Annotated in this window: 12 protein-coding genes and 1 pseudogene; 8 read left to right on the top strand and 5 right to left on the bottom strand. The window is 53.1% G+C overall.

Annotated elements, in window-relative coordinates:
- Positions 1-50 precede the first annotated feature (50 nt).
- Together msrA and B9P82_RS10455 are read left to right on the top strand one after the other, a co-directional pair.
- Positions 51-689 (top strand): peptide-methionine (S)-S-oxide reductase MsrA, encoded by a 639-nt coding sequence (gene msrA / locus B9P82_RS10460; RefSeq protein ID WP_101700310.1) that lies wholly within the window; start codon positions 51-53, stop codon positions 687-689.
- Positions 690-841: 152 nt separating this feature from the next.
- Positions 842-2182, top strand: a complete 1341-nt coding sequence (locus B9P82_RS10455; RefSeq protein ID WP_003830418.1) for a polyamine export protein PaeA — start codon at positions 842-844, stop codon at positions 2180-2182.
- A gap of 67 nt (positions 2183-2249) precedes the next feature.
- Here B9P82_RS10455 and B9P82_RS10450 read toward each other — a convergent pair whose 3' ends face one another.
- The gene (locus tag B9P82_RS10450; protein ID WP_003025710.1) at positions 2250-2456 is read right to left on the bottom strand and encodes a DUF1107 domain-containing protein; all 207 of its coding nucleotides are present in this window, start codon (positions 2454-2456) and stop codon (positions 2250-2252) included.
- Between the two features lie 327 nt (positions 2457-2783).
- Here B9P82_RS10450 and B9P82_RS10440 point away from each other — a divergent pair, with 327 nt between their 5' ends.
- Positions 2784-3341 carry a YtfJ family protein gene (locus tag B9P82_RS10440; RefSeq protein ID WP_047358569.1) on the top strand — a complete coding sequence of 186 codons (558 nt, stop codon included), beginning with the start codon at positions 2784-2786 and terminating at the stop codon, positions 3339-3341.
- Here the strand turns inward: B9P82_RS10440 and cysQ are convergent.
- Positions 3331-4071 (bottom strand): 3'(2'),5'-bisphosphate nucleotidase CysQ, encoded by a 741-nt coding sequence (gene cysQ / locus B9P82_RS10435; protein WP_016151445.1) that lies wholly within the window; start codon positions 4069-4071, stop codon positions 3331-3333. The genes B9P82_RS10440 and cysQ overlap by 11 nt on opposite strands.
- Positions 4072-4258: 187 nt before the next feature.
- Here cysQ and cpdB point away from each other — a divergent pair, with 187 nt between their 5' ends.
- Positions 4259-6202, top strand: coding sequence for a 2',3'-cyclic-nucleotide 2'-phosphodiesterase (cpdB, locus tag B9P82_RS10430; protein WP_016155525.1), 1944 nt, complete (start codon positions 4259-4261; stop codon positions 6200-6202).
- 48 nt (positions 6203-6250) lie between these two features.
- Here the strand turns inward: cpdB and B9P82_RS10425 are convergent, their stop codons facing one another.
- Positions 6251-6655, bottom strand: a complete 405-nt coding sequence (locus B9P82_RS10425) for a winged helix-turn-helix transcriptional regulator (RefSeq protein ID WP_168188439.1) — start codon at positions 6653-6655, stop codon at positions 6251-6253.
- An 85-nt stretch (positions 6656-6740) separates the two neighbouring features.
- Between B9P82_RS10425 and B9P82_RS10420 the strand changes: the two genes are divergently transcribed.
- From B9P82_RS10420 to B9P82_RS10410, 3 genes and pseudogenes are all read left to right on the top strand, one after another.
- The gene (locus tag B9P82_RS10420) at positions 6741-7589 is read left to right on the top strand and encodes an SDR family oxidoreductase (protein ID WP_046275833.1); all 849 of its coding nucleotides are present in this window, start codon (positions 6741-6743) and stop codon (positions 7587-7589) included.
- Between the two features lie 81 nt (positions 7590-7670).
- Positions 7671-8494: pseudogene (locus B9P82_RS10415) on the top strand (AraC family ligand binding domain-containing protein).
- Between the two features lie 76 nt (positions 8495-8570).
- Complete coding sequence (locus B9P82_RS10410) at positions 8571-9536, top strand: DMT family transporter (protein ID WP_101700309.1); 966 nt, start codon at positions 8571-8573, stop codon at positions 9534-9536.
- Between the two features lie 63 nt (positions 9537-9599).
- On the opposite strand, the gene B9P82_RS10405 is transcribed toward B9P82_RS10410, so the two are convergent.
- Positions 9600-11153 carry a methyl-accepting chemotaxis protein gene (locus B9P82_RS10405; RefSeq protein WP_046275835.1) on the bottom strand — a complete coding sequence of 518 codons (1554 nt, stop codon included), beginning with the start codon at positions 11151-11153 and terminating at the stop codon, positions 9600-9602.
- Between the two features lie 244 nt (positions 11154-11397).
- On the opposite strand from B9P82_RS10405, the gene ytfE reads away from it, so the two are divergent.
- Positions 11398-12060: an iron-sulfur cluster repair protein YtfE gene (gene ytfE, locus B9P82_RS10400; protein ID WP_003025690.1), complete on the top strand. Its 663-nt coding sequence runs from the start codon at positions 11398-11400 to the stop codon at positions 12058-12060.
- An 80-nt stretch (positions 12061-12140) separates the two neighbouring features.
- Here ytfE and cycA read toward each other — a convergent pair whose 3' ends face one another.
- Positions 12141-13550, bottom strand: coding sequence for a D-serine/D-alanine/glycine transporter (gene cycA, locus B9P82_RS10395; protein WP_016151437.1), 1410 nt, complete (start codon positions 13548-13550; stop codon positions 12141-12143).
- Positions 13551-13752 lie beyond the last annotated feature (202 nt).

Here is a 13752-nt window from a genome sequence, read left to right as displayed (position 1 = left end):
CGCGTCTCGTTACAACCTTAACCCAAATGACTGATTTCGGGAGAACGGCCATGAGTTTATTTGATAGAAAGCATCTTGTTACTCAAGCAGATGCCCTACCTGGACGCAACACCCCGATGCCAGTGGCAACGCTGCATGCGGTTAACCAACATTCGATGACCAACGTGCCCGACGGTATGGAGATAGCCTTTTTCGCCATGGGATGTTTCTGGGGCGTTGAACGTTTATTCTGGTCATTACCCGGGGTATACAGCACAGCGGCCGGATATACCGGCGGCTACACCCCTAACCCAACCTATCGGGAAGTGTGTTCCGGCGATACCGGACACGCCGAAGCGGTACGCGTCGTCTATGATCCGCATGTTATCAGCTACGAGCAACTGCTGCAGGTGTTCTGGGAAAATCACGACCCGGCGCAGGGCATGCGTCAGGGGAACGACCAGGGGACGCAGTATCGCTCCGCCATTTACCCGTTAACGCCGGAGCAAACCGTCGCGGCACAGGCAAGCCTTGAGCGTTTTCAGGCAGCAATGACCGCCGCTGGCGACGAACGCACTATTACAACGGAAATCACTACCGCAACCCCGTTCTACTATGCCGAGGACGACCACCAGCAGTATCTGCATAAAAATCCTTATGGGTACTGTGGCATTGGCGGGATTGGCGTTTGTCTGCCGCCAGAAGGATAATCGCCACCCTCTGGCGGCTTTACAGTACCTTACGCTATACTAGCTCCTGAAATTGCCGGTCCACTCCCTTCGGACCGGTTTTCAATGTGTATTTCACACGGATTTATCAATTTATCCCTTCCGAGGATCTGGCCTTAACGGTCGGATAAGATATGTTAAACAGTATTTTAGTCATTCTCTGCCTGATCGCCGTGAGTGCGTTTTTCTCGATATCCGAGATCTCGCTTGCTGCATCACGCAAAATAAAACTTAAACTGCTTGCCGATGAAGGCAACGTAAACGCACAACGTGTTTTGAAGATGCAGGAAAACCCCGGCATGTTTTTTACCGTCGTGCAAATTGGCCTTAACGCGGTCGCTATTCTCGGTGGTATTGTCGGTGATGCGGCATTCTCCCCGGCGTTTTACAGCCTTTTCTCGAAGTACTTCACTCCAGAGCTGTCCGAACAGTTAAGCTTTATTCTGTCGTTCTCGCTGGTTACTGGCCTGTTCATCCTGTTCGCGGATTTAACTCCGAAACGCATCGGTATGATTGCGCCAGAAGCTGTGGCTTTGCGTATCATCAACCCGATGCGCTTCTGCCTGCTCGTCTTCCGCCCGCTGGTGTGGTTCTTTAACGGTCTGGCAAATAACATCTTCCGTCTGTTTAAGATCCCGATGGTGCGTAAAGACGACATCACCTCGGACGATATTTACGCCGTGGTCGAAGCGGGTGCGTTGGCGGGGGTTCTGCGTAAGCAGGAACATGAGCTGATTGAAAATGTGTTCGAACTGGAATCCCGTACCGTACCGTCTTCCATGACCTCGCGCGAGAATATTATCTGGTTCGATCTCCACGAAGATGAGCAAAGCCTGAAGAACAAGGTGGCGGAACATCCACACTCCAAATTTCTGGTGTGTAACGAAGATATCGACCACATCATTGGCTATGTCGATTCAAAGGATCTCCTCAACCGCGTACTGGCGAACCAAAGCATGGCGTTGAACAGTGGCGTACAGATCCGCAATACGCTGATTGTGCCGGATACGCTGACGCTCTCTGAAGCGCTGGAAAGCTTCAAAACCGCAGGCGAAGACTTTGCCGTCATCATGAACGAGTACGCGCTGGTGGTGGGGATTATCACGCTCAACGACGTTATGACTACGCTGATGGGCGATTTAGTCGGTCAGGGTCTGGAAGAGCAGATCGTGGCGCGCGATGAAAACTCATGGTTAGTCGATGGCGGTACGCCGATTGATGACGTTATGCGCGTCCTGGATATCGATGAGTTCCCGCAGTCCGGCAACTATGAAACCATCGGCGGCTTTATGATGTTCATGCTGCGTAAAATCCCGAAACGCACCGACTCGGTGAAGTATTCAGGCTACAAATTTGAAGTGGTGGATATCGATAACTACAAGATCGATCAGCTGCTGGTGACGCGTCTGGACAGTAAACCTACCGTACTGGTACCGAAACTGCCAGATGCAAAAGAAGAGGCAAAGGCGTCTTAACGTCCTGCAGAAACATCAACGGCTCCCATTCAGGAGCCGTTTTTTTAACTACCGCATAGCACTTTGATCAAGCCATCTCAGTTTGCAGACGCAAGACCTGACGGTTAACTTCGGACATCACGGAAAAATGCAGTTTGTCCTTCACTTTTGGGATAAGAATCTTACCCTTATCAAATTCAAAAGCGCCTACATCCTTGATATATAACCGTCCACGAAACAGGATCTTCACGTACTTCGCCACCTGCAGCGGGTTGTATCGTTGGAAAATTTTCATTGTTGTCTCCTGCTGAGCATTACGCCTTTGCGGTACCACAATCGGTCCGACAATCCTCAGGCGCAAATTTTAATGCCCTATGACTATAGACTATCTCGCTCATGTTTCCAGCGTGTATAAGTTTATTTACCTTCAGGTTACAAATATTCAGAATTATCTTTTCAACGCTTCGCTGTCTTCAGTATAAGCCTTCATTTTTCGCAGGATTTGTGCGCCCGTCCGCAAACTGGCATCGCGCTTGCGGGAAAAAGCATCAATCGCACATATGATTAAATTCCAGACCCAAGTGGTCGGATCACCTGCAAAATAAAGAAAGAAGGAAAACCTATGACCTTACAAAAACTGCTGGCGCTGTCGTGCCTGCTGCTACCGATGATTGCCGGTGCGCATTCGTTTGAGACTAACCAGCGCGTACCGCCGGTGGGGATCGCCGATCGCGGCGAACTGATTCTCGATAACGATAAGTTTAGCTACAAAAGCTGGAATAGCGCGCAGTTGCCAGGGAAAGTGCGAATTGTGCAACACATTGCCGGACGCACCTCCGCCAAAGAGAAAAATGCTACGCTGATCGAGGCAATCAAGGCGGCCAACCTGCCGCACGACAAATACCAGACCACCACGATCGTCAACACCGATGACGCTATTCCTGGCTCCGGTATGTTTGTGCGCAGCAGTCTGGAGAGCAATAAGAAGCTCTACCCGTGGTCACAATTTATTGTCGACAGTAATGGCATTGCGCGTAAAGCCTGGCAACTGGATGAAGAGAGCTCCGCTATCGCCGTACTTGATAAGGACGGACGCGTTCAGTGGGCAAAAGATGGTGCGTTGACGCAGGAAGAGGTGCAGCAGGTTATTGCCCTGCTGCACAAATTACTCAGTAAATAGCGACGCGGAAGCCGGGGTTGAGGAATGATTCACGTGGGGTGTAATCCAGAGATTTCCCCTGCCAGTCGTGAACGTGCGCCCCGGCTGCGGCAGCAACGGCGTGGCCAGCGGCAGTGTCCCATACGTTAGTTGGCCCAAAACGTGGGTACAGCTGTGCCTGCCCTTCCGCCACCAGGCAGAACTTCAGCGATGAGCCAATCGACGTGGTCTGGTGCTCACCCAACTGTTGCAGATACTCTTTTAACTCATTGTCAGCATGCGAGCGGCTAATCACCACCAACGGCGGACGCGCGTCACGAACATGGATTTGTTTGCGCACGCCGCACTCTTCTTTCCACGCTTTACCTTCTGCCGCGCTGTACATCACTTTCATCACCGGCGCGTAAACCACGCCCAGTACCGGCTTTCCTTGCTCGATAAGCGCAATATTGACGGTGAATTCACCGTTACGCTTAATGAACTCTTTGGTACCGTCCAGCGGGTCTACCAGCCAGTAGCGCTGCCAGTGCTGGCGAACATCCCAGCCAGGAGGCGCTTCTTCAGACAGGACCGGAATATCCGGCGTCAGCGCCAGTAATCCTTCGAGGATCACCGTATGCGCGGCGATATCCGCCGCCGTGACCGGAGAATCGTCCTGCTTGCTGGTAATCTCCATCGGTTTGATTCCATCGTAGACCTGCATAATGGCATCGCCCGCATTCCGTGCAAGCTGGCATACATGTTCTAACATTCTCCACCTCGTTTCTGTCGTGGTGTTAACTCGTTGTTTTACTTATACCCGATCGCCAAAGGATCCGCCAACTGTGATAGCGTCTGCGGTTTTAAACGCTATATTCATGTCATGATTCACAGTTCTGTAAGCAAGAAGATTTATATACATTTTCTTTTGTGGCTTAGATCTTAAAAGGATGCCCCTGATGATTAAGTTTAGTGCAACGTTTCTGGCCACGCTGATTGCAGCCAGCGTCAATGCCGCGACCGTCGATCTGCGTATAATGGAAACCACTGATTTGCATAGCAATATGATGGATTTCGATTATTACAAAGATACGCCGACTGAAAAATTTGGCCTGGTTCGTACGGCAAGCCTGATCAACGCAGCACGTGGTGAAGTCAAAAACAGCGTGCTGGTTGATAACGGTGATCTGATTCAGGGCAGCCCGCTCGGGGATTATATGGCGGCCAAGGGGCTGAAAGCGGGCGAAACGCATCCGGTATATAAGGCACTGAATACGCTGGATTACGCAGTGGGTAACCTTGGCAACCATGAATTTAACTACGGTCTTGAGTATCTGCACAACGCGCTAGCCGGGGCGAAGTTCCCATACGTTAACGCCAATATCATCGACGTTAAGACCAAAAAGCCGCTGTTTACTCCTTATCTGATCAAAGAGACTGAGGTTGTCGATCAGGAAGGAAACAAGCAGACGCTGAAAATTGGCTATATCGGTTTTGTGCCGCCGCAGATCATGACCTGGGATAAAGCCAACCTCAGCGGCAAAGTGACGGTGAATGACATTACGGAAACCGCACGTAAATACGTGCCGGAAATGCGAGCCAAAGGTGCCGATGTCGTGGTGGTGGTTGCTCACTCCGGGCTTTCTGCCGACCCATACCAGGCGATGGCGGAAAACTCCGTTTACTACCTCAGTGAAGTTCCGGGCGTGGATGCCATTATGTTTGGCCACGCTCACGCCGTTTTCCCGGGGAAAGACTTTGCCAACATCAAAGGCGCAGATATCACAACAGGTACGCTCAATGGCGTTCCTGCGGTGATGCCGGGCATGTGGGGCGATCACCTGGGCGTGGTGGATTTAGTGCTGAATAACGATAGCGGTAAATGGCAGGTTACGCAGGGGAAAGCGCAGGCGCGCCCGATTTATGACGCCGCGGCCAAAAAATCACTGGCTGGCGAAGACCAAAAAATCGTTGAGATCCTAAAAGCCGATCACGATGCCACGCGTGAATTTGTCAGCAAGCCAATCGGTAAATCTGCCGACAACATGTACAGCTATCTGGCGCTGGTTCAGGACGACCCGACCGTGCAGGTGGTGAATAACGCGCAGAAAGCCTATGTGGAACATTTTATCCAGGGCGATCCGGACCTGGCAAAACTACCGGTACTTTCCGCCGCTGCGCCGTTTAAAGTCGGTGGACGCAAGAACGATCCGGCCAGCTTTGTCGAAGTCGAAAAAGGTCAGCTTACCTTCCGTAACGCCGCTGATTTGTATCTCTATCCCAATACCCTGGTCGTGGTGAAAGCCAGCGGTAAAGAGGTGAAAGAGTGGCTGGAATGTTCCGCCGGGCAGTTTAATCAGATTGATATCCACAGCAGCAAACCACAGTCGTTAATTAACTGGGATGGCTTCCGTACCTATAACTTCGACGTGATTGACGGCGTGAATTATCAGATTGATGTTTCACAACCCGCTCGCTATGACGGTGAATGCCAGACGATTAACCCGCAAGCGGAGCGTATTAAAAATCTGACCTTTAACGGCAAACCGATCGATCCGAACGCAACCTTCCTCGTCGCGACCAACAACTACCGCGCCTACGGCGGTAAGTTTGCCGGGACCGGCGACAGCCACATCGCGTTTGCATCACCAGATGAAAACCGCTCGGTGCTGGCAGCATGGATAGGTTCCCAGACAAAGAGCGCAGGCGAAATTCATCCGGCGGCAGATAACAACTGGCGTCTGGCGCCGATTCACAGCGAGACACAACTGGATATTCGCTTTGAAACATCACCGTCTGATAAAGCCGCTGCGTTTATCAAAGAGAAAGGCCAGTATCCACTGAAGAAAGTCGCTACCGATGACATCGGCTTCGCCATTTATCAGTTGGATTTGAGTAAGTAAGACCACGCCGGGTGGCACTGCGCCATCCGGCAATCCCGACAGGGTCGTTTACGCTGATGTCGGGACGTCTTCGTTCTTAACGGTATGATTTGCCAAAACCTGCGGCAAATTCACCTCTATCCAGTCCGCCAGCGCTGCGACTTTTTCGCTCACCTGCTCACCCAACGGTGTCAGGCTATACTCCACATGCGGCGGTACCACCGGATATGACACCCGATTGATAAACCCGTCCTGTTCTAACGCCTGCAGGGATTGCGCCAGCATTTTTTCACTGACGCCGCCCATCTTACGGCGCAAATCGCTGAAACGGTGCGTACCGTCGCGCAGCGCCACCAGAATCAATACACCCCAGCGGCTGGTGACGTGTTTTAACACCTCGCGGGAGGGACACTGCTCGGCAAACAAGTTGCCATCACGTAATTGCTGGGAGAGCGTCAAAGCTGTCATTTTCATACTAACCTTTTTGTACGTACTTACTAAAAGTAAGTTTAGGTGTTAATGTGATTAAACACAAGACCAATACCAAAGGAGTTATCCTATGATCGCGATTACTGGTGCCACTGGCCAACTGGGCCAACACGTTATTGAAACGCTACTGAAAACCGTTCCTGCCAGCCAGATTGTGGCTATTGTGCGTAATCCTGCTAAAGCGACGGCGCTTAGCCAGCAGGGCATTACCGTTCGGCAGGCGGATTACAGTGATGAAGCTGCCTTTACCACGGCCTTACAGGGGATAGACAAGTTACTGCTAATCTCCTCCAGCGAAGTGGGACAACGTGCCCCGCAGCATCGCAACGTGATTAACGCGGCGAAAGCGGCCCACGTGAAATTTATCGCCTACACCAGCCTGCTGCACGCCGATCGCTCCCCGCTGGGGCTGGCTGATGAGCATGTCGCAACCGAGAAGATGCTGGCTGAATCCGGTATCGCGTACGCGCTACTGCGTAACGGTTGGTACACCGAAAACTATCTCGCCAGCGCACCAGCCGCGCTGGAACACGGCGTGTTTATTGGGGCGGCGGGAGAAGGCAAAATCGCCTCGGCGACCCGTGCCGACTATGCCGCTGCCGCCGCGCGCGTCATCAGTGAAGACGGTCATGCCGGTAAAATCTATGAACTGGCGGGCGACGCAGGCTGGACCCTGAGCCAGCTGGCGGCCGAACTGGCAAAACAGAGCGGTAAAAAAGTGGTGTATCAAAATCTGAGCGAAGCTGATTTTGCCGCCGCGCTGAAAGGTGTTGGTCTGCCTGCCGGACTGGCGGACATGCTGGCTGACTCAGACGTTGGTGCCTCTAAAGGTGGCCTCTTCGACGACAGCCATACGCTGAGCAAACTGATTGGTCGCCCAACCACGTCGCTGGCAGACAGCGTCAAAGGCATCGTGTAAGTGTTAAAAATTAGTTAATTGTGGTGGCATCCCCGCGCATCCTCTCTGATAATGACATGATGATGCGTGGGGAGAGAATACGTGCAAGGTGTACCTGAGCAGTTTATTGATGAGAAAGACAGCGCCCGCTTTCGCCATCTGGCACAGGTGCCGGGCGTTGAGCTGTATCATGCGCACATCTCGCGTTACGCCTTGAACCCCACACCCATGAAGCATTTGGTATTGGCGCGATAGAAGCCGGAGCCGAACGTTTTCGCTATCGCGGCACGCAGTACGTGGCCCCCGCCCATTCCGTCGTCACCATGAATCCCGATGAGCTACATACCGGCGAAGCGGAAACCGCCGACGGCTGGCGCTATCGGATGATCTATCTTGAGCCCGAGCTTCTGGAAGAAGTCACCGGGATCCGCCACTGGTGGTTTCATGACGTAACGCGTCACGATCCGCTACGCTCGCGCCAGATCTGCTCGCTGATCCATGGCCTGTGGAACACTGAGGATCCGCTGGCGCAAAAAGGGTTATTACTCGATCTGATCGACACGTTCCAGCCGCTGGCCCGCCATGCGCCGGTATTACCGGAGGGAGCGCATCGCTTTGAGCGGGTACGTGAGTATTTGCACGATAATTATATGCACCCGGTCACGCTCGACGAACTGGCGCGGGTTGCAGCGCTGAGTCCCTGGCATTTTCAGCGCCAGTTTAAATCTCATTTCCACGTCACGCCGCACCAGATGCTGATGGCTATCCGCCTGTGGCGAGCCAAAGGTTTTCTCACTCACGGAATGCCCGCCGCGGAGGTCGCTGCCGCAACCGGCCTCACCGACCAGTCGCATCTCACCCGCGCGTTTACCCATCGCTACGGTATTACGCCGGTACGTTATCAGAAACAAGTCGTCCGGCGTTGAACAGCAATCTCATACAATACGGCTGCATTTTTCCTGCCTACACTCGACTTATTGTTAAGCGATGTGGATGTCAAAAATGATTAGCGGCGTGTTGTATGCCCTGCTGGCTGGGCTGATGTGGGGATTAATTTTTGTTGGGCCGCTGATCGTACCGGAATACACGGCGGTATTGCAGTCGATGGGGCGCTATCTGGCGCTGGGGCTGATAGCGTTGCCGATTGCCTGGCTGGGACGTGTGCGCTTGCGTCAGTTGACGCGTAAAGACTGGGTCACTGCGCTGGCGCTAACGATGATGGGTAATCTGATTTATTACGTTTGCCTGGCAAGCGCCATCCAGCGCACTGGCGCGCCGGTTTCAACGATGATTATTGGTACATTGCCGGTTGTGATCCCGGTCTTCGCTAACCTGCTCTACAGCCAGCGCGACGGCAAATTATCATGGTGGCGTCTGTCGCCTGCGCTGGTGCTGATTGGTATCGGTCTGCTGTGCGTGAATATCTCGGAGCTGAATCAAGGCTTACCCGACTTTAGCGGCTGGCGTTATGGTTCTGGAATCGCGCTGGCGCTGATCTCGGTAGTGTGTTGGGCGTGGTATGCGCTGCGTAATGCCCGCTGGCTGCGCGAGAATCCAGATAAGCACCCGATGATGTGGGCGACGGCCCAGGCACTGGTAACGTTGCCTGTTTCTCTGCTCGGTTATATTGCAGCCTGCCTGTGGCTGAACGGGCAAACGCCGGACTTTGCCCTGCCCTTCGGCCCGCGTCCGGGCGTGTTTATCGGCCTGATGATAGCGATTGCGGTATTGTGTTCGTGGGTTGGCGCACTGTGCTGGAACGTCGCCAGCCAAAAATTGCCGACGGTGATCCTCGGCCCGCTGATTGTCTTCGAAACGCTGGCTGGCCTGGTGTACACCTTTATCCTGCGCCAGGAATTCCCGCCGCTGCTGACGGTAAGCGGCATTGCGCTGCTGATTGTTGGGGTGGTCATAGCCGTCAGAGCCAAACCACAGAAACCAAGCGTCGTCGTGGTTCCACAATCATAATGGCCCGGACGGCGCTGCGCTAATCCGACCTACAAGATATTATTTTGTAGGCCGGAGTAGACGTTAAACTTTAAACACCGCTACGGTCTGATTCAGTCGTGCTGCCTGCTCTTCGAGCGCGGCGGCGGCGGAAGCTGACTCCTCCACCAGCGAGGCGTTTTGCTGCGTCACGCGATCCATCTCGGCAACCGCCTGACCTACCTGATCGATACCCCGGCTCTGTTCATCAGAAGCCGAGGCTATCTCGCCCATGATGTCGGTCACACGGGTCACGGCGCTCACAATTTCCGCCATCGTTTCACCCGCTTCATGCACCAGCGCCGTACCGGCATTTACCCGATTCCCCGAGTCATCAATCAGCGCCTTAATCTCTTTCGCCGCCTGAGCGCTACGCTGTGCCAGTGTACGGACCTCGCCAGCGACCACGGCAAACCCACGCCCCTGCTCGCCCGCACGTGCCGCTTCTACTGCCGCGTTCAGCGCCAGAATATTAGTCTGGAAGGCAATGCCGTCGATAACATTGGTAATTTGCGCGATTTTGCTGGAACTGGTGGCAATTTCATCCATCGTACGCACTACGCCATCAACCACGGTTCCGCCTTTCTGCGCCGTCTGTGAGGCATTTTTTGCCAGACTGGTCGCCTGACGCGCGTTATCCGCGTTCTGCTTCACGGTAGCGGTGAGTTGTTCCATGCTGGCAGCAGTCTCTTCCAGAGAGGCGGCCTGCTGCTCGGTACGTGAAGAGAGATCGTTACTGCCGGCGGCAATTTCACCTGCGCCGGTATAGATGGTGTCAGCCCCGTCACGCACCACGCTGACTGTGTTCGCCAGCGCCTGCTGCATGTCGCGAACGTTGACTGCCAGCAGCGCCATCTCATTGCTGCCATCGGCGTTGATGCTGTGCGTCAAATCACCCGCAGCAATGTGGCGAATATGCCCCATCACTTCGTGGAGAGGCTTGAGCAGCACTCGCTGCATTGCCAGCCAGCTGGCGATAATCACGGTGACGACAATCAGCATCACGGCGGATAACAGCCAGATTATCTTCTGGTAATCACTCTCATTGTCCTGCACTCCGGCAGTGGCCAGCGCCGTTTGCGCGCTACGCCATTCCCGATAGACTTCCTGCATGGCCGTTTGCTTTTGCTCGGCATTCTGCTTGAACATCTCTTCCAGCTTACCTTCAGCCAGCAGCGCGTTCATTTTAGCCAGCGTCGCAGAATAGATGCCGTACTGCTCTTCCAGTCGATCGGCCAGATGTTCATCAAGCCCCGGCGTTTCCGGCAGGGCGTAGTATTTATCGTAATGCTCTTTCGATTCGGCCAACAGGCGATTTGCCGTGTTCACCAGTTCCTTCAACTGACCGCCGTTAATCTCGCTAGCCATCGTTCCCTGTAAACGCAACATGCCCCGGTTGAGCGTGACGCGAGCCTGGTTCAGGCTAATCCACGCATCGGTAAACTCGGCCACGTTCTGGCTGGAAAGCTGAGAGACGTTAAAGTTTTGCTTATCGTTATTGAGCGCGCCAATAAAGACGCCCGCGGAGATGAGCTGCATCGCGCCCAGGGCGAGTAACACGGTGATAAGTAAGGTTATCACTTTGATTCGTTTAAACATCTGTAGCCTTTTATTATGCAGGTATTGTCTGAGGTCTAACTATCGGCAGCGGCGTGCGCTTATTTAATCCTGTCGCGCGGCTTTTTTCGCCGCCCCTCTCCTTTCTAATAAGATTCAGCACCTTAACGAAACAAGAAATTTTCGTGACATTCCTTACAAAACACCCCACCCCGAAAGGGTTATATCCTTCGCTATAAGTTGCATTTAATATACATCTTATATTATTGAGAATGAGGTAACGGCAATGTCTTATCGCGATCAACCTTTAGGTGAACTGGCGCTCTCTATTCCTCGCGCTTCGGCCCTGTTTCGTAAATACGATATGGATTACTGCTGCGGCGGTAAGCAAACGCTGGCACGCGCTGCTGCGCGTAAAGAGCTGGATTTAGACGTTATTGAGGCACAGCTCGCGCAGTTGGCTGAACAGCCGCTGGAGAAAGACTGGCGTACCGTGGCACTGGCTGAAATCATCGATCATATCATCGTGCGTTATCACGACAGACACCGCGAACAGCTGCCGGAACTGATTCTGCAGGCCACGAAAGTTGAACGCGTTCACGCAGATAAACCGAACGTACCACGCGGTCTGGCGAAAAACCTGACCATGCTGCATGAAGAGCTGTCCAGCCACATGATGAAAGAAGAGCAGATCCTGTTCCCGATGATCAAACAGGGCATGGGTAGCCAGGCGATGGGACCAATCAGCGTGATGGAAAGCGAACATGACGATGCCGGTGAACTGGTCGAAGTGATCAAACACATCACCCATAACGTGACGCCGCCGCCAGAAGCCTGCACCACCTGGAAAGCCATGTATAACGGCATTAACGAGATGATCGACGACTTGATGGAACACATCAGTCTGGAAAATAATGTGTTGTTCCCGCGAGCTCTCGCCGGGGAGTAAAGATATCGCCGGATAGCGCTAACGCGAATCCGGCCTACGGAATTCAGGCCCGGTAAGCATCGCGCTACCGGGCACTAAAATTAACGCATACCTGCCATACGTTTCTTACCGATAAACAACCATCCCAGACCCAGCGCGATGAACCACAGCGGCGTCACGATCAGCGCCTGGCGGGTATCATCTTCCAGCGTCAGCAGTACCAGTACGAAGACGAAGAACGCCATACATACCCAGCACATCAGCTTGCCTAGCGGCATCTTGTAGATTGATTTTTCATGCAGGTGCGGACGCTGCTTGCGGTACACCAGGTACGAGCAAAGAATGATGGTCCAGACGAACATGAACAGAATCGCCGACACGGTGGTGATCATGGTGAACGCGCCAATCACGCTCGGGTTCACGTAAAGCATCACCACGCCGCCCAGCAGACAGATACAGGAGAAGGTTAAACCTTTCGCCGGAACTGCGCGTTTAGACAGTTTGGCAAATGCTTTAGGCGCTACGCCTTCCTGTGCCAGGCCGAACAGCATACGGCTGGTAGAGAACACGCCACTGTTTGCGGAAGAGGCAGCTGAAGTCAGCACCACAAAGTTGATCAGGCTCGCCGCGGCAGGCAGCCCGACCAGCACAAACAGTTCAACGAATGGGCTCTTGGTTGGCACTACCGAGCTCCACGGTGTTACAGACATAATCACGATCAGCGCAAAAACGTAGAACATGATGATACGGATCGGAATCGAGTTAATGGCGCGCGGCAGAGATTTCTCCGGGTCCTTGGTTTCCGCTGCGGTCGTTCCCACCAGCTCAATACCCACAAACGCGAACACGGCTATCTGGAAGCCAGCAAAGAAGCCGCTCAGACCTTTCGGGAACCAGCCACCGTCATTCCACAGATGCGTGAACGATGCCTGAACGCCGGTTGGCGACTGGAAGTGCGTCAACACCATCACCAGACCAACGACAATCAGGCCGATGATGGCGACGATTTTGATCATCGCAAACCAGAACTCCATCTCACCGAACATTTTTACAGTGGCAAGGTTGAGGCTCAGCAGCAGCACGATCACCGCCAGCGAGGCGACCCAGTCTGAAAGTTCGGGGAACCAGAATTGCGCATACGCCGTAATGGCGACAACGTCTGCCATCCCGGTAACAACCCAGCAGAACCAGTAAGTCCAGCCGGTAAAATACCCGGCCCATGGCCCGAGCAGGTCAGAGGCGAAATCACTAAAAGATTTGTACTCCAGATTCGAGAGCAGCAATTCACCCATTGCACGCATCACGAAAAACAGCATAAAACCGATAATCATATACACAAAGATGATCGACGGTCCGGCGAGGCTGATGGTTTTACCAGAGCCCATAAACAGGCCGGTACCAATAGCACCACCAATAGCAATAAGTTGAATATGACGGTTTGTGAGATTGCGCCGTAGCGACTGTTCAGACGAAGCCTCTTCAGCGGCGTCGACTTTTACCTGATCTACCATGTTTTTTCTTCCTGTACCTGTCTGTGTTGTTCAGGCTCTACGGCCTTTAGTGTGTCTATGATACGACGTTCCTGATTATCAGGACTCATCGATATTAGGTAAGAATTGGCGGGATGAATACTAAGATTTAGATATAATGTTAATTTAATGTTTAAAGTGAGTGTCATATCACTCTGATAGCGCGAATCAGCTCACAAAAATA

It is taken from the genome of Citrobacter sp. L55 (assembly GCF_002850715.1).
GTDB classification, from domain to species: domain Bacteria; phylum Pseudomonadota; class Gammaproteobacteria; order Enterobacterales; family Enterobacteriaceae; genus Citrobacter; species Citrobacter braakii.
This window is presented reverse-complemented; position numbering and strand designations above follow the sequence as displayed.